Annotated in this window: 14 protein-coding genes; 13 read left to right on the forward strand and 1 reads right to left on the reverse strand. The window is 41.9% G+C overall.

The annotated features are described in order from the left end of the window. Positions 1 to 53: 53 nt before the first annotated feature. The 9 genes from LX64_RS13555 (at position 54) to LX64_RS13595 (ending at position 17245) form a co-directional block, all read left to right on the forward strand. On the forward strand, positions 54 to 2471 hold the full coding sequence (locus LX64_RS13555) for an ABC transporter permease (protein WP_211324816.1): 2418 nt from the start codon (positions 54 to 56) through the stop codon (positions 2469 to 2471). Positions 2472 to 2496: 25 nt separating this feature from the next. Further along, positions 2497 to 4956, forward strand: coding sequence for an ABC transporter permease (locus LX64_RS13560; protein ID WP_111598218.1), 2460 nt, complete (start codon positions 2497 to 2499; stop codon positions 4954 to 4956). After that, positions 4956 to 7403 (forward strand): ABC transporter permease, encoded by a 2448-nt coding sequence (locus tag LX64_RS13565; protein WP_111598219.1) that lies wholly within the window; start codon positions 4956 to 4958, stop codon positions 7401 to 7403. Before LX64_RS13560 ends, LX64_RS13565 begins: the two co-directional genes overlap by 1 nt. 40 nt (positions 7404 to 7443) lie before the next feature. Continuing rightward, complete coding sequence (locus LX64_RS13570; RefSeq protein WP_111598220.1) at positions 7444 to 9864, forward strand: ABC transporter permease; 2421 nt, start codon at positions 7444 to 7446, stop codon at positions 9862 to 9864. A gap of 3 nt (positions 9865 to 9867) precedes the next feature. Continuing rightward, positions 9868 to 12255 (forward strand): ABC transporter permease, encoded by a 2388-nt coding sequence (locus LX64_RS13575; protein WP_111598221.1) that lies wholly within the window; start codon positions 9868 to 9870, stop codon positions 12253 to 12255. A 74-nt stretch (positions 12256 to 12329) separates the two neighbouring features. Next, positions 12330 to 12992 (forward strand): ABC transporter ATP-binding protein, encoded by a 663-nt coding sequence (locus LX64_RS13580; RefSeq protein WP_111598222.1) that lies wholly within the window; start codon positions 12330 to 12332, stop codon positions 12990 to 12992. Positions 12993 to 13162: 170 nt separating this feature from the next. Continuing rightward, positions 13163 to 14605 carry a TolC family protein gene (locus LX64_RS13585; RefSeq protein ID WP_111598223.1) on the forward strand — a complete coding sequence of 481 codons (1443 nt, stop codon included), beginning with the start codon at positions 13163 to 13165 and terminating at the stop codon, positions 14603 to 14605. Positions 14606 to 14631: 26 nt separating this feature from the next. Beyond that, positions 14632 to 16017 carry an efflux RND transporter periplasmic adaptor subunit gene (locus LX64_RS13590; protein WP_111598224.1) on the forward strand — a complete coding sequence of 462 codons (1386 nt, stop codon included), beginning with the start codon at positions 14632 to 14634 and terminating at the stop codon, positions 16015 to 16017. 208 nt (positions 16018 to 16225) lie between these two features. Continuing rightward, a complete protein-coding gene (locus LX64_RS13595; protein ID WP_111598225.1) occupies positions 16226 to 17245 on the forward strand; it encodes an NAD(P)H-dependent glycerol-3-phosphate dehydrogenase in 1020 nt (339 codons plus the stop codon). 595 nt (positions 17246 to 17840) lie between these two features. On the opposite strand, the gene hemW is transcribed toward LX64_RS13595, so the two are convergent. Continuing rightward, the gene (gene hemW / locus LX64_RS13600; RefSeq protein ID WP_111598226.1) at positions 17841 to 18971 is read right to left on the reverse strand and encodes a radical SAM family heme chaperone HemW; all 1131 of its coding nucleotides are present in this window, start codon (positions 18969 to 18971) and stop codon (positions 17841 to 17843) included. A gap of 107 nt (positions 18972 to 19078) precedes the next feature. On the opposite strand from hemW, the gene LX64_RS13605 reads away from it, so the two are divergent. The 4 genes from LX64_RS13605 (at position 19079) to porK (ending at position 24641) form a co-directional block, all read left to right on the forward strand. Continuing rightward, entirely contained in the window at positions 19079 to 20080 is a 1002-nt protein-coding gene (locus tag LX64_RS13605; protein WP_111598227.1) for a DUF4271 domain-containing protein, read from the forward strand. Between the two features lie 83 nt (positions 20081 to 20163). Beyond that, positions 20164 to 20922 carry a uroporphyrinogen-III synthase gene (locus LX64_RS13610; protein WP_245952659.1) on the forward strand — a complete coding sequence of 253 codons (759 nt, stop codon included), beginning with the start codon at positions 20164 to 20166 and terminating at the stop codon, positions 20920 to 20922. Positions 20923 to 21039: 117 nt separating this feature from the next. After that, complete coding sequence (locus tag LX64_RS13615) at positions 21040 to 23103, forward strand: thioredoxin domain-containing protein (RefSeq protein ID WP_111598228.1); 2064 nt, start codon at positions 21040 to 21042, stop codon at positions 23101 to 23103. A 242-nt stretch (positions 23104 to 23345) separates the two neighbouring features. Beyond that, on the forward strand, positions 23346 to 24641 hold the full coding sequence (porK, locus tag LX64_RS13620) for a T9SS ring complex lipoprotein PorK/GldK (RefSeq protein ID WP_245952667.1): 1296 nt from the start codon (positions 23346 to 23348) through the stop codon (positions 24639 to 24641). The last annotated feature ends 33 nt before the right edge of the window (positions 24642 to 24674 follow it).

Below are 24674 nucleotides of genomic sequence, written 5' to 3' on the forward strand. Positions count from 1 at the left end.
TATTACAACGAACGAACATGGTACAGAATTATTTAAAAATAGCAAAGCGCAATATGTGGAGATACAAAGGTTTCTCTGCCATTAACATTGCCGGTTTAATGATCGGTCTTGTTTGTTGCTTGCTCATTTGCTTATATGTATTCGATGAATTAAGTTACGATCGCTGGAACCCTAAGGCCGATAGAATTTACCGTATCAATTCTGATATCAAGTTCGGTGAAAGAGATTATGTGATGTGCCTCACCGCCGATCCAATGGGTCCTGTAATGGCGAAGGACAATCCTCAAATAGAAAAGCAAGTACGCATTCATAACTACTACGCTACTGTAGTACGCAAAGGAGAAGATAACATCCCGCAAGGAAACTTGCTCTACGCCGACTCTACCTTGTTCGATGTGTTCCCTTTTAAAGTACTACAAGGCGATGCAAAAACAGCCTTAGCGGCACCGGGTACAATTGTACTAACCGAGTCGATGGCGAAGAAATACTTTGGAAATGCCAACGCTTCTGTAGTGGGCCAAACCCTATTAATCGATAACTACAACTTGGTGCGTGTAACCGCCGTTATCGAAGATTTACCGAGCAATATGCACTTTTATGCAGAAGGCTTCGTAAGTATGGCATCCTTCCAAAATAGCCGCGAAAACGCTTGGGGTAGCCATAACTTCCATACATATTTATTGCTTCGCGACGGGGTAGACGCAAATTCATTCTTTCCTAGGGCAGAACAGAACTACGTGAAAACATACTTATACCCTTGGATTCAGAAAACCTTGGGTATGACGTTCGACGACCTCAAAAAGTCGGGCAATTTCTTAAAATACAGTATCATCCCTTTAAAAGATATTCACTTACATTCTAACCGCGAGGGCGAATTAAAGCCAAGCGGTAGTATCCAGTATGTTTGGGTGTTCTCTGCTGTTGCCTTGTTTATATTGATGATTGCTTGTATCAACTTTATGAACTTAACCACGGCGCAATCGAGCAAACGTAGTAAAGAAGTGGGTATACGCAAAGTATTGGGATCGGATCAAGCGGCATTAATTAAGCAATTCCTCGCAGAATCGTTCCTAACCGTATTAATCGCTTTAATATTAGCTATTGGCATGATGGCAGTAGTATTGCCTGCTTTCAATGAAATAGCGAATAAGGAATTAAGCTTCTTTACCATTTTCCAACCACCGTTATTGTTCATGATTCTTGCATTACCATTCGTGGTAGGTGCATTAGCGGGTAGCTATCCAGCATTTTTCTTATCCCGTTTCCAACCGTTGAAAGTGTTGAAAAGCAATACGGGTGGTAAACACGGAACAGGTGGTAAATTAAGGAGTGTGTTGGTGGTATTCCAATTCACCATGTCGATCATCCTGTTGTCTAGTACCGTTATCATTTATAAACAACTGGGTTATATCCAAAATACTAAACTGGGTTTCCAGCGTGAGCAGCGGATTATTGTGCAGAATTTGGGTACGTTGAATCAGAACAAATTAGCCACCCTGAAAGAATCGTTCGCTAAAGTACCGGGTGTAATCAATGCTTCTATATCTGGTTTCTTGCCAGTTTCTTCTAATAGAACCAATACTATTTTCTACAAAGGAAACGGTAACAACAAGGAAACACCTGTATCGATGCAACATTGGTTCGCAGATGCCGATTATATGAAAACAATGGGCATGGAACTAGCGTCTGGTCGTTATTTCGAACCTGCTAGTTTTGGAAACGATTCTGTTGGTATGGTGTTGAATGAAGAAGCGGTGAAGAAATTCGGATTCAAATCAAATGAAGAAGCGCTCGGTAAGGATATTACCGAGTACGTGGATATGGATGCACAAAAATTTGCCACTTTCCATGTAATTGGGGTAATGAAGAACTTCCACTTCGAATCACTTCGTCAAACTATTGGTGCTTTATCTATTAAACTCAGCGGCGATGGTAACCGCATCACCTTGCACGTTAGTCCGCAAAAAGATATGCCTGGGTTAGTGAAACAATTGGAAGATGTATTTAAACAACAAGTGCCGCACGAAATGTTCAGCTATGCCTTTATGGACGAGTCGTACAACAACATGTACCGTGCAGAAACCCGTGTAGGTAGAATTGCCTTGGTATTTGCTGCATTGGCCATTTTCATTGCTTGTATCGGCTTGTTAGGCTTGATTGCTTTCGTAGTGCAACAACGCAATAAAGAAATTGGTATCCGCAAGGTATTGGGGGCATCTACGGTGAGCGTGGTAACGCTATTGTCGAAAGATTTTATCAAGCTTGTAATCGTAGCGATTGTTATTGCTACACCGCTGGCTTGGTATTTAATGAGTTCTTGGTTGAAAGACTTCGCATTCAGCATTCAATTACATTGGTGGTTGTTCGCATTCGCTGGAGGTGTGGCCGTATTTATTGCATTATTAACAGTAGGACTACAATCATTAAAAGCAGCTTTAACGAATCCAATTCAATCGTTAAAGTCAGAATAAAACACAGCATTCTAAAACCTCGATTATGTTATTCAATTACATCATAGTAGCCTGGAGAAATCTTAGACGCAATAAGCTGTTCTCGGCCATCAATATTATGGGCTTGGCCATTGGCTTAGCGTGCTGTATGGCTTTAGTGTTGTATATCTTTAATGAATTGTCGTACGATAAACAATTCAAAAAAGGCGATCAAATCTATTTACTAGGTACCGACTTTATTCGTACTTCTGGTGATAAGGAGTCGGGCGTTTCCTCTTCTGCACCGTTTGCATACGCGATGAAGAGTGAATTACCCGCTATTGCTCAATCGACGAGATTGTTCCGCGACCCGGCTTCCGATAAAATCCTTTTCCGCTATACAAATCAAAACAACGTACAACAATCCGTTTTTCAACAACGTGGCTTTTACGTTGATTCCACTTTCTTCGATGTATTCGACTATAAATTCATAGCCGGTAACCCGCAGAATGCGTTACAGAATCCACAAGGACTTGTACTTTCTGCTACCCTCGCTAAGAACTTGTATAGCAACCCTGTAAATGCTTTAGGAAAAGTAATTGAGGTAGAAAGCAACATGGGTAAATATAGTTTAACTGTAACCGGCGTATTCGACGATAGTCAATTGAACCACATCGGTGCAAACTTCTTCATGCCGATGACGATGGGTTGGATTGCAGAATTTGTACGAAGCAACCAAGTAGAGTTTGCCGCGAATAATATGTTTATGACATATTTCCGTTTGCATGAAAATGCTACCCGCGAAAGCTTGGAGAAATTGCTGCCTGGGTTTATTGAAAAGTATGCCCGTAAAGACTTAACGGTAATTGGATTTGATAAACGTTTGTTCTTGATTCCATTGAAAGAAATTCACTTCAGTGCCGATATTAAATCCAACATCTTAACACCTACCATCACTAAAAAGTATTTATACATTCTTGGTTCCATTGCTGCCTTCTTACTTGTAATTGGCTGTATTAACTTCATGAACCTTGCTACCGCTCGTTCTGCAAAAAGAGCAGCAGAAGTAGGTGTACGTAAATCGATGGGCGCTACAAAAGGAGCGTTGATCAAACAATTCATCGGCGAATCGATGATGATCACCTTTATCGCCTTTGGCATTGCCGTGGTGTTATTGATCTGTGTATTGCCTTTGTTCAATAACCTAACAGGTAAACAAATATCCGTATTGCAAGTGCTCGATTGGAAGATCTTAGTATCGTTCTTGTTATTGTCGTTGTTAACTGGCGTTTTAGCAGGTAGTTACCCGGCTTTCTACTTGTCGATGTTTAAACCGGTAGAAGTATTAAAAGGTAAAGTGGTGAACAATTACAGTGCTATCTTCCTGCGTAAGGGTTTGGTAGTATTCCAGTTTATCATTACTATTTGCTTGATCCTTGCGGCATTGGTAATACAAATGCAAATGAAGTATTTGCAAGAAGCGCCGTTGGGTTTCAATAAAGATCAGCAAATCATTCTTCCATTACAAACAGAATATACGCGTTCGCACATTAACGTGATAAAAGAAGCATTGAGAAATAATAGCCAAGTAGAGCAAGTGGCGGGCACACAGTTTTACCCGGGTGTTACGAACTTTGGAGATTTCGCTTTATTCAATGAAGGGCAAACCGTGAAAGATGCCAAGAAATTCTCGCGTAACTGGGTTGATGAGAACTTCTTAGAAGGTTTAGGGGTGAAGTTATTACAAGGTAGATTGTTTTCTACGCAATATAAAACCGACAGCCTTACGAGCCTCGTTATTAACGAAGCCGGTGTGCGTGCTTTGGGATATAAACAAGGAGAAAATGTAATCGGTAAAAAGGTGTATGCTGAATGGCATGGTGAGCGCGAGCAGATGGAAATTGTAGGTGTGGTAAAAGATTTCCACTTCACCAGCTTACACGAAAAAATTGAACCGTTCTCATTCCGATTCGAGCCTAATAGCGATGGCTATAATTACTGCTTAATTCACGTGAATACAACGGATATACAAGGCTTCTTACGTACCCTAGAAAGTACATGGAACCGTATTTACCCCATGGAGCCATTTACCTATTCAATGCTCAGCGACGATTTCAACCGCTATTACTCGGCCGATCAGCGTACGGCTAGCATTGTAAACGTATTTGGTACCATCGCAATTGTTATCTCTTGCTTGGGCTTGTTTGGCTTAGTGGCTTTCTCTACGCAACAACGCACGAAAGAAATTGGCATCCGTAAAGTATTGGGTGCTTCCGTAACACAAATTGTGACGTTACTGTCGAGAGACTTCTTGAAATTGGTGGTGCTCGCCATCGTAATCGCTTGCCCATTAGCATACTGGGCTATGAATACATGGTTGAACGATTTTGCATATAAGATTAAAATTGAATGGTGGATGTATGTAGTGACGGCCGTAGTTGCCTTATTGGTAGCAGGCTTAACACTCAGTTATCAAAGTATTAAAGCTGCATTACTCAATCCTGTTAAATCAATAAAAGCGGAATAATGATTAAAAACTATTTTAAAATCGCTTGGCGGAATATCAAGCAACGCAAAGTGTTTTCCATCATTAACATCCTTGGCTTAGCCATAGGTATTAGCACCGCTTTGGTGATTTACATGATGGTACATTATGAAACACACTTCGATACCTTCCATCCCAATAAAGAACGCATCTTCCGTATTGTAACAGAAATGCCGGCCGATGAACCAGGTGGTGAAGGCTTCCACAATGGCGGCGTACCTACACCTATGTACGATGCAGCACAAGACGAAATCGCTGCTTTTCAATACGTAGCGCCGGTATCCACTAATTTCTACCAAACAAAGGTTACTATCGGTAACGAGGGTAAAGATCCCAAAGATTTTATCAGTGTAGATAATATCGTGGTAACCAACGAGCAATACTTCGATATCATCCAGTATAAATGGTTAGCCGGTAATGCTAAGTCGATGGCAGAGGTAAACCAAGTAGTGTTAACAGCCGACCGTGCAAAGCAATATTACCCGAACATGTCGTTCGCTCAAATGATCGGGCAAGGCATTACCTTGAACGATAGCCTGCATTTCCAAGTGGCAGGTGTGGTAGAGCAGCTACAAGGAACTACTGATTTCAATTTTAAAACATTCATTTCTTATAAAACAGTTACAACAGGTTTTTTACATAAAGCATGGTATTGGGGCGCATGGAATAGTATTAATTCCGCCAACCAATTGCTTGTTATGTTACGCGAAAACACGCCTATTGCCACTGCGCAAAAGCAGTTGTGGGCTGTAAATCAGAAATACATTAAACCAGAGAAAGGAAAAACGCAGCTAGAACAAATTTATCACCTGAGTCCTATCCAAGACCTACACTTTACCGGCTACGACAACTTCGGTACACCGCAAGCCAATAAAGAAGTATTTAAGAAATTAACCATAGTAGCTATTTGCTTATTGTTGCTCGCTTGTATCAACTTTGTGAATTTAAATACAGCGCAAGGTACTACACGTGCAAAAGAAGTAGGTATTCGCAAAAGCTTGGGTAGTTCGGTGAGTAACTTGGTTGCCCGCTTTTTGGGTGAAAGCTTCGTGTTAACATGCTTGTCGGCTATATTGTCTATTTGCATGGTGCCACTTATTTTACAACAGTTTTCCGATTTCCTACCAGGTGGTTTATCGGCATTGTATATGTTCCAGTGGCATGTGGGGTTGTTTTTGGTAGGATTGGTGGTCGTAATGAGTTTATTAGCCGGTTTATACCCAGCTTGGGTGTTGTCGAAATACAAACCCATTAGTGTGTTACGTGGTAGGATGACAACTAATACCAAGAGTGGTGGCATATCTCTACGCCAAGTATTAACCGTGTTACAGTTTACTTTCGCGATTGGTTTTATCGTAGGAACCTTCATCGTAATACAACAAATCAAATATGCCCTAACAGCTGATTTAGGATACAGGAAAGATGCGATTGTAAATATTAGGTTGCCATTCTCTTCTAAGGTGAGCCAAACTGAAGTATTTGCCGGTAAACTTGAACAGATGTCGGGTGTTAAAAAGGTATCTAAAAACTCTTTTGCCCCTTCTACAGCAGGTTCTGTTACCATGATAATTGAGGCTACCATTAAAGGCAAGAAATGGGAGAGTGCTGCTCAAATTCGGGCTACGGATAAAAACTACATCGATTTATTCCAACTGGAACTAGTGGCGGGTCGTAATTTCTTACGCGATGACACGCTCAGTGAGGCCATCATCAACGAATCAATGGCCAAAGCAATGGGTTTTTCGAACCCTAATGATGCCTTGAATCAATTCGTGAGCGCAAGTTCAAAAGAAAAATTGCCTGTAGTTGGTGTGATCAAAGATTTCCACTTCCGTTCATTCCGTGATAAAATCACCCCGTTAATGATGCGCCCGCAAATGAATATGATGCGCAATGTTAGCGTACTGGTAGGACCCACTACACAAGGATATTCAAAAACAATGCAGCAGTTTGAAGCTGCTTTTAAATCGGTATACCCCGATAATGTTTTTGATGCTACTTTCTTCGATCAGCAAATTGCTGATTTGTATTCCCAAGAGCGCAATACGTTACAATTGCTTAGTTGGGCCACGGGCTTAATCATCTTCATCAGTAGTTTAGGCATGTTGGGCCTAGTGATCCATGCTACCCAATCGCGCACAAAGGAAATTGGCGTGCGTAAAGTACTCGGTGCCAGTGTTACAAACATTGTAGTGCTTGTATCAAAAGATTTCGTAAAACTGATCATCATTTCATTAATCATTGCTACACCTATCTCGTATTACTTGATGAAAGAATGGTTAAGCAATTTCGCATACGGTGTGTCTATTCATTGGTGGGTATTCGGGTTAGCTGGTTTGGGCGCAATTGTAATTGCCGTAGCTACCATTAGTTACCAAACTATAAAAGCGGCTATGGTAAACCCAATTGAGTCGTTAAAATCTGAATAATAATTACATCAAATATTGTTGTATCAATAAAGTTAATATCATGTTCTTCAACTATATTAAAATTGCATGGAGGAATATTTGGAAATCCAAAATTACCACGTCTATTAACGTTATCGGTTTATCCGTGGCAATTGCCGCTGCTTTGCTATTAGGCTTAACAGCAGCATTCGAATTTTCGTATGATAATTTCCATGAGAAAAACGATCGTTTATTCCAAGCATATTGGCATACGCAACAACCGAACGGTAGAACAGAGGAAGGTTCGAACATGATGATGCCATTAGGGCCCGCTATATTAAACGAAATTCCAGAGGTAGAAGCCATTACACGCTACCAATCTGCCGGTGGAGCTTTGCGTATAGGAAACGATGAATTCAATGCCACCACCATGGCTGTTGATCCAGGTTTTTTCAAAATGTTCTCTTTCCCCATTGTGAATGGTGATACCAAAAACCCGTTAAGCCAACAATCTAATATTGTGGTGACAGAATTGGCCGCCAAAAAATATGTGAAAGCTGGCAACCCAATCGGTAAACAAGTTGACATTAATATGAATGGTCAATGGAAAACCTTTATCATTTCGGCAGTTACAAAAGACTTCCCAGAGAATTCTACTGTTAAATACGATTTCCTTGTACCGTTCGAAGGCAATGCATATGCATGGGAGCAAAGTAAAGACAATTGGGGCAGCTCGAACCATGAACTGTTCTTTATGTTGAAGCCCAACACCACTATCGCTTCATTCGAAAAGCACGCAGTTACGTTGGTGAATAAATACTTTGCAAGTACAATAGAACAACTCAAGAAAGACGGCGCTGTACCAGGTGCTAAAGGTCATATTATGGAGTTGAGAGGAATGCCTTTCCCAGAAGTACATTTCAGCAATGTTAGTCAATCTGGTGGCGGAGCTAAAACAACCGTTATCTATTTATTACTGGCTATCGCCGGTTTCTTAATGCTTATCGCTTGTATCAACTTCGTAAATCTTACCGTAGGTCGTTCTTTCACTCGTGCGAAAGAAATTGGCGTACGCAAAATATTAGGTGCTTACAAAACCCAGTTATTCGCGCAATTATGGGGCGAAGCATTTATTGTTAGCTTCATGGCCTTCTTACTAGGTTTACTGCTTTGTGGAAGCTTTTACAGCACCTACGCAGCGATGTTCAATACACAATTAAGCATCTTCCAATTATTTACCCCTACGGTAATTGTTTGGGTAGTTATATCATTTGTTGTAGTTACCCTGCTTGCAGGCGGTTACCCAGCCTTAGTAATGATTCGTTTGAATACAATCGAAGTCATGAAAGGTAAATTGAAAACAAGCCGTAAAAACTACTTCCGTAACTCGTTGATTGTTGTACAATTCGTGTTCTCTACTTTATTGATCACTTGTACTGTAATTGCCTATCAACAATTAACCTACCTCAGGAACCGCCCATTAGGTATCGATAAAGGCACCGTTATTAGCGTTCCGATGGACCCCACTACCGACGATGCCCGCTTTATGCATTTGTTCCGTAATAAACTGGAAGGAAATGCAGCTGTTGTAAGTGTTTCGGCGGCAGATCAAAACTTCGGCCGTGGTCGTGATGGCTCTTCCGGTACTTCCAAAGTAGGATTTACTTACGAAGGTCGAGCGCTGAAAGCACACTGGCAAACAACGAACTTCGATTTCGTGAAAACTATGGGCTTGCAACTAATAGCCGGCCGCGACTTCTCTAAAGCTTTTAATGATAGTAACTCTATCGTGATCAATGAAGCAATGGCGAAAACAATTGGTAAGAAAGACCTTATCGGCCTTGCATTACCGGTAGATTCGGCACGACCATTAACGATTATCGGTATTGTGAAGGACTATAACTTCAAATCGTTACACCAAAAAATTGAGCCCATCATCATGCAAATGATGGAGGGGGAAGAGCACTTGGGATATGCATTTGTAAAAATTCAGCCTAACCAATTGGTGAATGGTATGAATGCTGTTGAAGCTGCTTGGAAAGAGATTGTGCCTGGTAAACCATTCCTTGGTTCATTCCTCGACGAAAACCTCGCAAAGCAATACAAGCGAGAAGAGCGCTTATCGCAAATTTTCGTCGTAGGAGCTATTTTAACTATCATTTTATCGTGCATGGGCTTGTTCGCCATCTCTTTATTGGTGATCGCACAGCGTACGAAAGAAATCGGTATCCGCAAAGTATTAGGTGCTAGTGTAAGTGGAGTAGTGGTGTTATTAAGTGTCGATTTCTTGAAATTGGTATTGCTGGGTATTATAATAGCGGCTCCAGTAGCCATAATATTCATGTCGAGCTGGTTAGAAGATTTTGCTTACCATGTTAATATTACTTGGTACACAATAGCGGCCGTAGTGATCATTTCATTGGGTATCGCCTTCCTCACCGTATGTTACCAATCTATCCGCGCTGCCTTATTAAATCCCGTTAAATCGTTGAAAACAGAATAGAACATGATTACAAACTACATCAAAATCGCTTTTCGAAACCTGTGGAAAAGAAAGTCGTACACGTTTATTAACGTGACAGGTTTAGCCGTAGGTGTGGCTTGTTTCGCGCTGTTGGCTTTATTCATCAAGCATGAAACTTCGTACGATAAATTTCATACGAATGAACAAAATATCTACCGTGTACTAACGCAGTATAACGATGGAGCAGGGCAGGTGAATACCTACGCTTCTACAGCATCGGCATTGGCTGGCACCTTGAAATCGTCATCGCCCGGTATATTGGGTATTACTCGTTTAGGCGATGCTACGCCTGTGATCAAAGCAGGGGAGCAATTGATCCAAGAAAAGAAGTTCTTATATGCCGATAACGATTTCTTCAAAGTATTCTCGTTCCCAACTATTGCCGGCGACCCCGCTAAAATGCTAGTAGAACCTTATACGTTGGTATTATCGGAAACGGCTGCACGCAAGTATTTCGGTACAACCGATGCAGTGGGTAAAATGGTTACCATCAACGATAACCAAGCATACAAAGTAACGGGTGTAATTAAAGATGCCCCGGCGAATTCACAGATCCAGTATAACGTAATTGCCTCTTTTAACTCTTTAGAAGATGGTAGAACTGAAAACTGGAACCGTCCAAACTACCAAACATACGTATGGTTAGATAATCATGTTCAGTCTAAAACGGTAGAAACCAACTTAAATGCCTCCTTGTCTAAATTGATGGACACTTGGGGTATTAAGAAATCGGATAGGGGCATACTGTTCTTATTGGATAAGTTTTCTGATGTGCATTTACATAGCTCGATCGATGGTTTAACGGCCAATATGGACATCCGTTATATTTATATCCTCAGCATTGTGGCCATTTTAATGTTGTTGGTTGCTTGTATCAACTTCATGAACTTGGCAACAGCCCGCTCGGCTGAACGTGGCCGCGAAATTGGGGTGCGTAAAGCCATTGGGGCAAAACGTTTCCAATTAGTATCACAATTCCTCGCAGAGTCTGGCTTTATTACCTTGTTTTCGGTATTGTTGGGAGCATTAATGGCAGGCTTGGCTTTGCCATACTTTAATGCCCTCGCCGAAAGAGAGCTTTCTTTCTCTTTATTCTCGGTAGTGAGCATCGTAGGTATCCTGGTTGTACTATTTGTAGTAATTACCCTGTTGGCAGGTATTTACCCTGCTTTGTTCTTGTCTTCCTTCCGCCCAGTTACGGTGTTAAAAGGAAAGATGACGGCTAGCGGAGGCGGATTGCGTAAAACGTTGGTGATCTTCCAATTTGCAGCATCGGTATTTTTCATTTTAAGCACTATTGTAGTGATTAAGCAATTGCGCTATATCCAAGGTAGCAAAACAGGGATGGACCGTTCGCAAGTACTGGTAATTGATATGCCGCGTAAACTAATTGCGAACTTCTCTACCTTCAAACAACAATTATCTACGCAGCCAGGTATTTCGAACGTAACAGCTTCGTACGATTCACCGGTAAGCACAGGTGGCGGTTATAGTATTAACAGCTTTGAAGGAAAAGGTACCAACCTGAACTTCTCTGTAACGGCCCTCCCGGCAGAAATTGATTTCGTAAAAACACTTGGGATGAGGATTATTACGGGAGACGACTTCACCATGAGCGACGAAATTGCTGCTAAGAACGAAGAGAACAACGTGGTACACTTCATCTTAAACGAAACGGCTGTAAAAGAACTAGGCCTAACACCTGCCTTAGCAGTTGGGAAGAAATTGTCGATGAACGGTCGTAATGGCTTTGTAAAGGGAGTGGTGCAAGATTATAACTTCGCATCTTTGAAAGAGAAAATTACCCCGCTTGTCATTTTTACGGAATATGGTTATTTCGGTAAGATGATGATTAAAACGAACGGGGATGTACATAAGAGCATTGCTTCCTTGGAAAAGGTATGGCACGATTTAGTACCGTATGCGCCCTTGGAGTACCATTTCTTGAATGACGAGTTTGACAGCCTATACCGTACTGAACGCAATACGGGTAACATCTTAATCGTCTTCTCATCTATCATCATCTTCATCTCTTGCTTAGGCTTATTTGGTTTAGCGGCCTTTACAGCAGAGCAGCGGATGAAGGAAATAGGTATCCGCAAAGTAATGGGTGCTACTACAGGCAGCATTGTAGCTTTGTTATCGAAAGACTTTTTGAAACTGGTGTTAATCGCCATTGTAATAGGAACACCACTCGCTTGGTTCTTTATGCACCAATGGTTGAACAACTTTGCTTACCATACGAAAATGACGGCGGATGTTATTTTGATGAGTGCAATTACGGCCATTGTGGTGGCATTGGGCACCGTGGGATACCAAGCTTTCAAAGCAGCAGTGATCAACCCAATTCGCAGTCTTAAAATGGACTAAGCAAATAAACAGGCTTAGCAAAAAGAAATTAGTATTTTACCCAAACCAATCTATTCATTCGAAAATTATAAGTGATGATACAACTACATCGAATCTCTAAATATTACCCGGTGGGCTTTGGCAAAAATGAAGTGCTCAAAGATGTGGACTTGTCAATTCAAGAAGGTGAGTTTGTATCGATCATGGGCCCTTCGGGTTCTGGTAAATCCACTTTGCTACACATCATGGGCTTACTCGAGGAACCAAGTGCCGGCGAATATCTTTTCCAGTACGACCCCGTGCATAAGCTTAGTGAGAAGAAAAGAACGGAATTACACCGTAACAGTATTGGTTTCGTTTTCCAAGCATATCATTTAATCGACGAGTTAACGGTGTACGAGAATATTGAAACCCCTTTACTCTATAAGAACATGTCGAGTGCAGAACGCAAGAGCCGTGTGGCCGACATCCTGGATCGTTTCAACATTGTAGCGAAAAAGGATCTTTTCCCGAACCAATTATCGGGTGGCCAGCAGCAATTGGTAGGTATTGCCCGTGCCTTGGTGGCAGAGCCGCGCGTGATTTTTGCGGACGAGCCAACAGGTAACTTGCATTCCAGCCAAGCGAAGGAAATCATGGAGCTGTTCAAAGAATTAAATACAAAAGACGGCATCACCATCGTGCAGGTGACCCATTCGGATATTAATGCCACATTCGGCAACCGGGTGATCAATATTGCCGACGGTAAAGTTGTTTAAGCCATGGTTGGGCTTTTAGGGAGATGAAAGAAAATAATTCCCGGCTCAAACATATTTATAATGTTTTACATTAAATTCGTGTTCACCTGGTGCCACACCTACTAATAAACTTACCATTTATCAAGAAGGTACAAAAGGTATCATATCAATTATTATATTTTTGTCAAGTTATGAAACTACAAACCCTGCCTAAAATAATCACCGTAGCCTTGATGGTGCTTTGTATGCAGAAAACCTCCGTGGCCCAAGAAAAATGGAGTTTCCAGCGCTGCGTGGATTATGCTTTGGCGCATAATATTGATATCAGGCAAGTAGAAATGGATAAGCGTTTAGCTGCTTTGCGATTGAAACAAGCAAAGTGGGCGCAAGTTCCTAGCGTATCGGGTTCTGTAAACAGTTCCTTGAATAATGGTCGAAATATCAACCCTGCTACGAACGTGGCGGAAAACCTTTCCTTCTTCTCTTCTAACTTCAGCGTATCTGCCGGCGTAGAACTATTCAGTTGGTTCAAAATCCGCAACCAGATTAAGTCGTACAAGAAGATGGAGGAATTGAACCTCATGCTTTTGAACAGGGCACAAAACGACATGGGCTTCAACATCGCGAATGCTTTCTTACAAATTATCTTGGCAAGCGAAACGGTGAAAGTAAACGAATCCCAAGTACGCCAAGCGCAAGCACAACTCGAAAACACCAAAAAATTGGTAGCCGCAGGTTCCGTATCTGAAGCAAACCAAGCCGATTTGGAGGCGCAACTCGCCCGCGATAGTTCAACTTTGATCACTTCTAAGAATAACTTGGTAACAAGTGTATTGCAAATAAAAGCACTCCTCAACCTCGACTTCGAAACACCATTCGAACCAGAGATCCCGGGAGAAATCAAGAATTTGCCTATGCTTACGCTTGACCAGGTAGCTCCAGAAATGGTATTTAGCGCCGCTTTAGCTAACCACCCCTTAGCAAAAGCCGACCAAATGAGGATCGAATCTTCCGAGTACGACCTTAAAGCGGCTAAAGCTGCTATGTTACCTACGATCAGCCTTTTTGCCGGTATTAGCTCCGCTTATAACAGTACTACGCAACAAAGGGTGTACGACGGTACTACGACGGAAGTGCCTATCGGGTTTATTAAAACCACGCCACAAACCGAAGTGTACACGACTACCCAAAACTTCAGTTCAAGTAAAACTCCTTTCGGAACACAGTTCGATAATAACTTTGGTCAAAATATTGGTGCCACATTGCGTATCCCCTTACTCAATAACTGGCAATTACGTGGCCAAGTTGAACAAACAAGAGTGCAACTAGAAAAGAATAGATTAACGTTCGAGGGCGACAAATTGACCTTAAGAAAAGACGTGTATACTGCGTATGCCAATGCTGAAACAGCTTTGGATAAATACAGGAACGCCATTAGAATAGAAGAATCTTCTGCGAAAGCATACGATTTTGCCACTAAAAGATATAATGTTGGATTGTTGAGTTCGATAGAATATCTTACAACACAAACTAACCTATTCAAGGCGCAAACTGACAAACTATACGCTCTATACGACTACATTTTCAAAGTGAAATTATTAGAGTTCTATAGGGATCAGAAAATTACCTTGTAGGATCACGAGAAATACAACAACTGTTTATGAGAAAAAAAAGGCTGATTTGGTTAATTATCGGCATCGTCGTGCTTGCACTAGTGGTGTTCATGGTAGCAAAGCCAAAAGATGACTCTATTAAAGTTGGTACTGATAAAGTTGAGAAGAAAGATATTATTGAAGTAGTATCAGTAATCGGCAAAATTTACCCAGAAATCGAAGTGAAAGTAAGTCCCGACGTTTCTGGTGAGATCGTGGAATTGTTGGTACAGGAAGGCGACTCCGTATCGAAAGGACAATTACTCGCACGCATCTACTCCGATATCTACGGCTCTCTTCGCGACAAAGCAGCCGCTTCTGTGAGTCAATCCCAGGCACAATTAGCGAACGTGAGTGCCTCTATTCACTCCTTCAAAGCTAAACTCGACCAAGCGAAAGCCGCTTATGATCGTAACAAATCTTTGTTCGACCAGAAAGTAATTTCTCGTTCAGAGTTCGAAACTGCAGAATCTGCTTACCGCGCAGCAGTAGCTGATTACAACGCGGCACAAGAACAAATCAACAGTAACAAATACGCCGTTCAATCCGCACAAGCGAACCTAACGGAAGCTAATAAAAACCTCGGTCGTGCTACTATCAATGCACCAATGGGCGGTATCGTTTCTTTACTCGCTGTAAAGAAAGGTGAACGCGTAGTAGGTACTGGTCAAATGGCCGGTACTGAAATGTTACGTATCGCTGATATGAACGTGATGGAAGTACAAGTTGACGTAGGGGAAAACGATATTCCTAAAATTAAATATGGCGATACTGCTTTAATCGAAGTAGATGCTTATACCGATAGGAAATTCAAAGGTATCGTTACCCAAATCGCTAGCTCTAGCAAAGGCCTCGCTTCATCTGCAGCCTCTACTACTACCAGCTCGGCCGACCAAGTAACCAACTACATCGTACACGTACGCGTATTGGCTAGCTCTTATAAAGATCTTCTCGATCCTAAAAATCCAAGAGCATTTCCTTTACGCCCAGGTATGAGTGCAAACGTAGATATCCAAACAAGAAGAGAATACGGTGTAATGGCTGTGCCAATCAACGCCGTAACAAAACGCAACTTGGCGGATTCTATTTCTACCGTAAAAGGTAAAGAAACACCTAAAGCTGAAACAAAGGCTGCTAACAATAACAACGACGATGAAAATAAACCGAAGAACGAAGAAAAACTCGTTGTGTTTATTATTCAAAACGGTGTAGCAAAAGCAGTAGAAGTGTCAGCCGGTATCCAAGATGATAAATACATCCAAATCACGAAAGGCCTCACTTTAGGTCAAGAAGTAGTAAGTGCCCCGTACACCGCTATTTCTCGTACCCTTAAATCTGGTTCTAAAGTGAAAGTGGTACCAAAAGAACAGTTGTTCGAAACACCGAAAAAATAATCGCTCCCACGATAACCATTCATAAGTACACCCTTCCAGCACACACTGGAAGGGTTTTTTTATACCCCTACTAAGAACTTTCCCCCTGTACAACTGTTCCTTTTTATGGATGAACGCCCGCCCGGATATGATTTTTGCTTTACCAAATTGTTAATGGTAATGGCTTTATTAATTACATTGCACAAAAATTTATTGATCTCGTAGCGTTATGGGTAATAAAATTGGTTTACTCGGAAGCGGAAGCTGGTCGACAGCTCTAGCAAAAATCTTAACCGATAACGGTCACCACGTCAACTGGTGGATCCGCAATGAGGACACAATCCGTCATATGCAAGCCCGTCATCATAATAAACACTACCTCACCTCGGTGTATTTTGATACGGCATTATTGAACTTGCAACACGATGTAACTAACATTGTACGTGAAAGCGATATCGTGATTCTATCCGTTCCTTCTGCCTTTTTGAAAGATGTGCTGAAACAATTGCCGGCCGATGCGTTGGTAGGGAAGAAGGTGGTATCGGCTATCAAAGGCTTAGTAGCACCGGAAAATATCCTCATCAACGAGTACTTGTTACAGCAGTTCAACTTGCCTGTCGAGCAATATTTCACCATCACGGGGCCTTGTCATGCTGAAGAGGTGGCTAATGAAAAGCTTTCTTACCTCACCTTCAGTGGTATTGATCAAGATCAAACCCAAGTGATCGCAGATTTCTTTACCAATAATAATCTCCAAACGATCGTTAACCAAGACGTGCTAGGTGTTCAATTCGCGGCCGTGCTGAAGAATATTTATGCACTCGGTGCCGGTATTGCTCATGGTTTGGAGTATGGCGATAACTTCCTCAGCGTATACATCACGAACTGCTTCCGCGAAATGCAAGAGTTCCTGGAGAAATACGAACAACACCAAACCCCGCTTGGCGGTACACCTACTGTGCATAACTACAATGCCAGCGCCTACCTCGGCGATTTGCTCGTTACCTGCTATTCCCTCCACAGCCGCAACCGTACTTTCGGCAACATGATCGGTAAAGGCTATAGTGTAAAAGCGGCGCAATTGGAGTTAAACATGATTGCCGAAGGATATTACGCCTGCAAATCTATCCGCGGCGTAAACGAATCTGTAGGCGCTATTATGCCCATTGCACAAGCTGTATATAGTATTTTATGGGAGCAAGAAAATGCCGGCGAGGCTTTCATGGCGTTGGAGAAAGGTTTGATCTAAGCTTGTTTATAATAACTTTCTATATCCCCGGTTTGCCAGCAAGCTGGGGATTTTTATTGTATGCTGGCAAGTTGCCTATTTTGCAAGCAGTTGCATTAAACGCGGCACTAAACTTAAAGCTCTTGTTCTAATGTATTGATTAGTAGTTGTTTGATAAGAGTAGTCTTTCACTTACTTCCACTCCAACTATTCAAAAATACAGTTGTTAATATAGTATTACTTTAAAAGGGTGTTTTTGTCGCAAATGGAATGTTGTGGTTGTCTTTTGTATGATTTTTACGAATAAATGCTAAGTTTCGCTATTTATCGCAGCGTGTTTTATAATATCTCCTAATGGTCTTCCAATGGTCTTCTAATGTTTGTTCAATATTATCCCAATGTTGCTGATATATTTTTGATGTTTTTATAACATACCTACGATCTTATTTTTAGTGATGGTGTAATGCCTGCTATAATTTTGAAAATTGGGCATAACCATTTCACGATGCCTGTTCAACCGCAGCGCTAAACCGTACATTTGACATACCAAGGGGTTAAGCGGGAAACTCCTGGCTCGTTACATATTTTTTAAGGCAAGTGCTCGGTTCATGTTGCTTTAATCTTCCATAAAAAATTCTGCGGCAATACCATCTGCAAAGAATTTGCCTTCTTTGGTAAGGCGTAAAAAATGGCCGTCGGTAGTCATCCAGCCTTTGGTGATGAAGGGTTTGCTGCCGGTTTCTATATCGAGGCGAAGGGCTTCACCGAAGTGTTCGGAGATATAGGCAAGGTCGGTACCACGTGAGGTGCGTAATGAAATCATCATGTACTCGTTGAACTTCATAGCAGGGCTGAGGGTTTCAACTTCAGCAGGTACGGTATCCTGGCGGATAGATTGCATGTACAGTTGATTATTAGCCACGTTCCATTGGCGACTATTCCCATCATATGAATGTGCCGAGGGGCCTACTCCTAAATAAGGCATACCTTTCCAATAGCTGCTATTATGTTGTGAATGCATACCGGGTTTGGCGTAATTACTGATTTCGTAATGTTCATAACCGGCTTCTTCCACCCAATTCATTAACATTTCAAAATGCTTCGCTGCTTTGTCGGGATCAATAGCAGGGATTTTTTTCTTATTAATAAAATGATCTAAAGCCGTACCGGGCTCAACTGTTAGGGCATAACAGGAGAGGTGAGGTATGTTGAGCGCAAAAGCTTGGTGTACATTTTGCTTCCATGCTTCGTCCGTTAATGTGGGGCCACCGTAAATAAGGTCGATGCTGATGTTTGAAAACCCAATACGCTGGGCATCTTGTAAACAACGCAAAGCTTGGTCGGCATTATGTGCACGGTTCATCCATTGTAGGTCGTCTTCAAAAAAAGATTGCACACCAATACTTAAACGATTGATGCCAGCATCAAATAATTCTTGTAATTTCCCAGGCAAAAGATCGTCGGGATTAGCTTCAAGTGTAATTTCTGGGCTAGGTGCAACGTTGTAGTGTTCCCGGATGGTTTGCAGCAACGTTTGAATAGCGCCTGCCGGCAGTATGCTAGGAGTGCCACCACCAAAATAAATGGTGTGGATTGTTTGATTGTGCAGGTAGCTTTGTTGGAGCACCAGTTCTTTATTGATAGCTTCTAACATCTCGTCGCGGTAATACGTTGTGGTAGAGAAGTGGAAGTTGCAATAATGACAAGCTTTCTTGCAAAATGGAATATGGATATAAATGCCAGCCATGAAGCGATAATAAATAATCGGTATAATATATTTGCAAACCTCAGAAATACATATGAGTTTTGCTTAAATTTTTAGGAACAAGTTTCGTTGCAGTGCTAAAATATTTTATGGTGCGAATTTGGATCATCGTCGTTTTAATTCTAACACATTTTACAGCTATTGCGCAGGTGGATACCGGCGCAGTTTCCAAGCCGGCGCCCAAACGCGTAGCTCCTGTTACGCCCGCCAAAGTTAAAGCAGATTCTTCGCAACACAAGCCGAAGCCTGTAAGCAATACCATAAAGCCTGCTACTGTTACTGATACAACCAAGCGGATGGTGGATTCGGCGGCATTGGTACCTAAAATCCCGCAACGCAGCCAGTACGATATTACCATCGATTCCCTAAAAAAATGGAATACCTACTTCAAACACCTCGACGAAACCCCGGTAAACGATATTAGTCAATCGCGCCCCGACCAACAAGACGATTGGTTGGTGTACGTAGTAGGGGGTATTTTACTACTGCTGGGAATATTTAGGGTATCGTATTTGAAGTTTTTCGGTGACTTATTTAGAGCCTTTCTAAATCCAACACTGAGCCAACGCCAGTTGAAAGACCAGTTATCGCAATCGCCTTTCCCGAACTTTTTACTGAACTTCTTTTGGGTGATTACCCTTGGCTTTTACATTTACTTACTGATGTACAGGCTTGATTATATCAACGACGAGATTAAATGGATGTTAATTCCAGGGTTAATGTTGTTGGTAGGATTGATTTACGCCGTAAAGTACGTAGTACTAAGGTTTTGTGGATGGTTATTTGGCAGTGCTGACTTGATAGATGCCTACGTTTTTATTTTATACTTGATTAACAAGGTGTTAGGAATTGTTTTGGTGCCTTTCCTTGTGATATTGGCTTTTTGTAGTGATGATCTTGCGAAAATTGGCTTATATATTTCTTTATTCTTCATCGTGTTAATGGTTGGATACCGTTATGTAAGGTCATATTCTTTAGTGAAACAGCATTTGGCGTTTAGTAAATTGCATTTTTTTCTTTACCTTTGCGCATTCGAAGTTGTGCCGGTATTAATAATTATTAAGGCATTATTGAGAATAGTTAACGGGTAAAACTGGCATTCCAGTTTAGCTTAATTTGGTTAACAAGAGCAAATTAAAGTATGATAAAAGGCGGGCCAAAAAAAGATTTGCAAGTGAAACAACAACTGTCAATCCTAATTTCCCAACCTAAGCCTGAAACAGAAAAGTCCCCATATTTCGACCTAGCGAAGAAATTTAATGTGCGTTTAGACTTTCATCCTTTCATTAGGGTTGAAGGCGTACCGGGAAAAGAGTTCAGGAAACAAAAGATTGATATTTTAGCTTACACGGCGGTGATTTTTACCAGTAGAAATGCAGTAGACCACTTCTTTAGAGTATGCGAAGAGTTGAAAATCAAGGTTTCCCAGGATTGTAAATACTTTTGTATTACAGAAGCTGTTGCACTGTACTTGCAAAAGTTTATTCTTTACCGTAAGCGTAAAGTTTTCTACGGGGCCGATGGCTCTACGAAAAGTTTGCTGGAGGTAATGAATAAGCATCGTGAAAATGAGAAATTCCTTTTCCCTAGCTCCGACAGCCAGAAAAAGGATATCGAAGAATGGTTGAAAACCAACAAGAGCGAGTATGCCACCGCTTCCCTCTACAAAACTGTTTCAAACGATGTAAAGGAAATCCTGGCTGCTACGAACTACGATATGATCGTGTTCTTTAGCCCTTCTGGTGTTAAATCTTTGTTCGAAAACATGCCGAAGTTCAAACAGAACGGTACGCATATCGGTGCATTCGGTCCAACTACCTCGGCCGCTGTAGAAGAAGCAGGACTTAGGTTAGATCTTAAAGCACCCGCTCCGCAAGCACCTTCCATGGTGGCTGCATTGGAGAAATTCCTCGCGGATTTAAACAAAAAATAATTCGGAATTATTCCGATAAAATAAACTTACTTGCATGGGCAGTCGTTATTAAAACGGTTGCCCATTTTTCTTGTATGCATACTACATTTGCATCTCCCTTAGCTGTAATTGAATACCATGCCTAATCATACTAACAACCTCGTTCACGAAACGAGCCCATATTTACTTCAACACGCCCATAACCCAGTAAACTGGTACCCATGGGGCGAAGAAGCTTTGAACAAGGCAGTCGCAGAAAATAAGCCCATACTCGTTAGCATCGGCTACGCCGCTTGCCATTGGTGTCACGTGATGGAACGCGAAAGCTTCGAAGATGAAGCCACCGCACGCATCATGAACGAACACTTTATTAATATCAAAATCGACCGCGAAGAGCGCCCCGATCTCGATCATATTTACATGGATGCCGTACAAGCTATGACAGGCCAAGGCGGCTGGCCACTAAACGTTTTCCTGCTACCCAATAAACAACCCTTTTACGGTGGTACCTATTTTCCCCCCGTTAAAGCCTATAACCGTCCTTCGTGGACGGAAGTATTGAACGCCATCAACGACGCGTTTCAAACCAAGCGGGAAGAGCTGGAACAACAGGCCGACAACCTAACACAACACCTGCACCAGGCCAACCAATTCGGCATGCAATCGTCGCCCATCGACGCGGCTATCCCGAAAGAAGAGTTGTTCACCAAGCAGCAAATAGATACCATTAAAGAGAACCTGCTGAAGCAAGCAGATAAAGAATGGGGTGGCTTTGGCCGTGCCCCGAAATTCCCAGGTTCATTTAATATTCAATACTTACTCCGTTATTACCATCTTTATAAAGATCAAGAAGCCCTCGACCAAGCCCTATTATCCTTGGATAAAATGCTACAAGGTGGCCTGTATGATCAATTAGGTGGCGGTTTTGCCCGTTATGCTACCGACGATCGTTGGTTGATCCCCCATTTCGAGAAAATGCTGTACGACAATGCATTATTGATCGATGTGCTGTGTGAAGCGTACCAAATCACGGGTAATGAAGTATATGCCCAAACGATAGCGCATACCATCCAGTTCATTAAACGCGAAATGATGTCGCCTGATGGCTTGTTTTATGCTGCATTGGACGCCGACTCGGAAGGCGTGGAAGGAAAGTTCTACACTTGGCAGAAAGCTGAAATAGATGCCTTATTGCCGGCTGAAGATGCACAGTTATTCTGCGAGTACTATGATGTAACCGAAGAAGGTAACTGGGAAGAGCAGAACATTTTATGGGTACAACAACCCTTGAAACAGTTCTGTGCAACCAAAGGCATGGACGAAACCTTGGTAAGTAATAGTTTAACTGCTAGTCGTGCTATACTTTTAGCCGAGCGCAGCCACCGTATTCGCCCAGGGCTTGACGATAAGATTTTACTAGGTTGGAATGCCTTAATGATACATGCAATAAGCAAAGCCGCGGCTGTGCTGCAAGAAGACAGCTACAAGCAAATGGCTGTAACAGCCATGGAGGCCGTATTTGCCTACTTTAAGCAAAGTGGGAGCGAGGTGGCGCTACATCATACTTACAAAGAGAAAACGGCGAAATACCCGGCTTTCGTAGATGATTATGCTTATTTGATTCGTGCGTTGATAGCATTGCAGGAGGTAACGGGTGATTTGGGGTATTTTGATAGGGCGGATGCCTTGGTAAAATATACGAATGAGCACTTTGCCGATGAAACCCAAACGTTCTTTTACTACACGGACCATGCGCAGAATGATGTAATTGTCAGAAAGAAAGAGATTTACGATGGGGCTACGCCGAGTGGGAATGCCATCATGGCGCAGAACCTTCTGTACCTTTCGATTGTATTTGATAATAAAAGCTATCAAAAACAAGGAATCGAGATGATTTCGCGCTTATCTCAAACAATAACCAGGTACCCTACGTCGTTTGGTGTATGGGCAAATCAAATGTTGCAATTATTGCATGGAACAGCCGAAATCGCGATTGTAGGAGAAGCATATATTACACGTATGAAGGAAGCTTATAACTGTTATATACCCTTTAAAGTATTGCTAGGCGCAAAATCCGATCAACCTAAATATCCGCTTTTAGCCGATAGGATGCAGGCTGGGCGTACCTTAGTATACCTTTGCAAGGATTATCATTGTATTAAGCCTGTCGATTATATAAAAGAAATTATTAATTTATTATAGGAATATTGTACCTTGCATATCGGTTCAAACAAATTTGCTGTGATTGTATAATAAAATGTTAAAAATTACGTTTAAAATGGTTACCGGGGTTATCCCTATCAGCTTGAAAAAGTTGGGTAAAAAGTAACTACGGATTAAAATTAATTATTACATTTGCTATCTTTCATATCAACAACCAGGTGAGGAGTGTGACTATAAAGGTGCTGCGGGCATCTGGCCGGTTTATAGAAAAACATATTCTAATGAAAGTCACCCTTATGAAGCTTAATTATTTAAAAGGGCTGTTGGCTATACTGTTAGTGCTGCTTGCAGGTTGCGGTGGTAGTAAAACCCCCAAAAATGCACAGGGCCAATTGATTGGTGTTAGTCCAAGGCCTAAGTATTATCCACCCGTACCTATCGGAATGGTGTATGTACCCTCTGGTACATTTCACATGGGTCCCAGCGATGAAGACGTAAACTATGCGTTTACGGCGCGCAACAAATCGATCTCTATTTCGGGCTTCTATATGGATGCTACGGAGATTACGAACAACGAGTATCGCCAGTTCGTAGAATGGGTGAAAGACTCGATTGCGCACATCTTGTTGGGGCACGTAAAGAATGTTGATGGAACAGATTTCATCGACTGGAAACAAAAGATTAACTGGAAAGATCCAGCAGTGGTGGAGCAGTTAGATGCTATCATCTTTGCGCCGGAAGATCGTTTGTATGGTCGTAAAGAGATTGACATTCGCAAGCTTAAATACCACGCAGAAACCTTCAACTTCGACAAAGCGAAGTTGTTAGAGAATAAAGACAAATCTCGCTCAAACTTCATTGAACGTAAAGACGTTGCTATTTATCCCGATACTTTATGTTGGATCAGGGATTTCTCGTATGCTTACAATGAACCGATGACCCGTATGTATTTCTGGCATCCTGCGTTCGATAACTACCCGGTTGTTGGCGTAACATGGCACCAAGCGAATGCATTTTGCGAATGGCGTTCTAGGTTCTGGGAAGACTATAGAAGAAGCAAGAACTTATTCACGGAAGATAAATTCCAATTGCCTTCAGAAGCACAATGGGAATACGCTGCTCGCGGCGGTAGAGAACAAGCGCCATACCCATGGGGTGGTTTGTACATCCGCAACAAAAAAGGTTGTTTGATGGCGAACTTCAAACCGGGTAGAGGTAACTATCCAGATGATGGTGGTTTCTACACGGTACGTGCAGATGCTTATTTCCCGAACGATTACGGTTTATATAACATGGCCGGTAACGTTGCTGAATGGACGCAAGATATCTACTACCAAAATGCGTACTCGTTTACATCAGATATGAACCCTTATTTGCGTATGGATATTCCAGATAACGCACCTCCAAAAATGAAGCGTAAAGTAATTCGCGGCGGTTCTTGGAAAGATATCGGTCACTTCTTACAAAACGGTACACGTGCATATGAATACCAAGATAGTGCTAAATCTTATGTTGGTTTCCGTTGTACGATCGCGTTCTTGAGCCGTTCTAAGAATGATTTCGGAACGAAAAGATAAATACTAATAGCCATAAGATGAATGCATGGAATG

Source organism: Chitinophaga skermanii, assembly GCF_003259335.1.
In the GTDB taxonomy this organism is placed as follows: domain Bacteria; phylum Bacteroidota; class Bacteroidia; order Chitinophagales; family Chitinophagaceae; genus Chitinophaga; species Chitinophaga skermanii.

Bases quoted from the DNA above. Each gene is read 5' to 3' on its own strand.
- LX64_RS13555 (WP_211324816.1), top strand. From the start codon at position 54: ATGTGGAGATACAAAGGTTTCTCTGCCATTAACATTGCCGGTTTAATG.
- LX64_RS13560 (WP_111598218.1), top strand. From the start codon at position 2,497: ATGTTATTCAATTACATCATAGTAGCCTGGAGAAATCTTAGACGCAAT.
- LX64_RS13565 (WP_111598219.1), top strand. From the start codon at position 4,956: ATGATTAAAAACTATTTTAAAATCGCTTGGCGGAATATCAAGCAACGC.
- LX64_RS13570 (WP_111598220.1), top strand. From the start codon at position 7,444: ATGTTCTTCAACTATATTAAAATTGCATGGAGGAATATTTGGAAATCC.
- LX64_RS13575 (WP_111598221.1), top strand. From the start codon at position 9,868: ATGATTACAAACTACATCAAAATCGCTTTTCGAAACCTGTGGAAAAGA.
- LX64_RS13580 (WP_111598222.1), top strand. From the start codon at position 12,330: ATGATACAACTACATCGAATCTCTAAATATTACCCGGTGGGCTTTGGC.
- LX64_RS13585 (WP_111598223.1), top strand. From the start codon at position 13,163: ATGAAACTACAAACCCTGCCTAAAATAATCACCGTAGCCTTGATGGTG.
- LX64_RS13590 (WP_111598224.1), top strand. From the start codon at position 14,632: ATGAGAAAAAAAAGGCTGATTTGGTTAATTATCGGCATCGTCGTGCTT.
- LX64_RS13595 (WP_111598225.1), top strand. From the start codon at position 16,226: ATGGGTAATAAAATTGGTTTACTCGGAAGCGGAAGCTGGTCGACAGCT.
- hemW (WP_111598226.1), bottom strand. From the start codon at position 18,971: ATGGCTGGCATTTATATCCATATTCCATTTTGCAAGAAAGCTTGTCAT.
- LX64_RS13605 (WP_111598227.1), top strand. From the start codon at position 19,079: ATGGTGCGAATTTGGATCATCGTCGTTTTAATTCTAACACATTTTACA.
- LX64_RS13615 (WP_111598228.1), top strand. From the start codon at position 21,040: ATGCCTAATCATACTAACAACCTCGTTCACGAAACGAGCCCATATTTA.
- porK (WP_245952667.1), top strand. From the start codon at position 23,346: ATGAAAGTCACCCTTATGAAGCTTAATTATTTAAAAGGGCTGTTGGCT.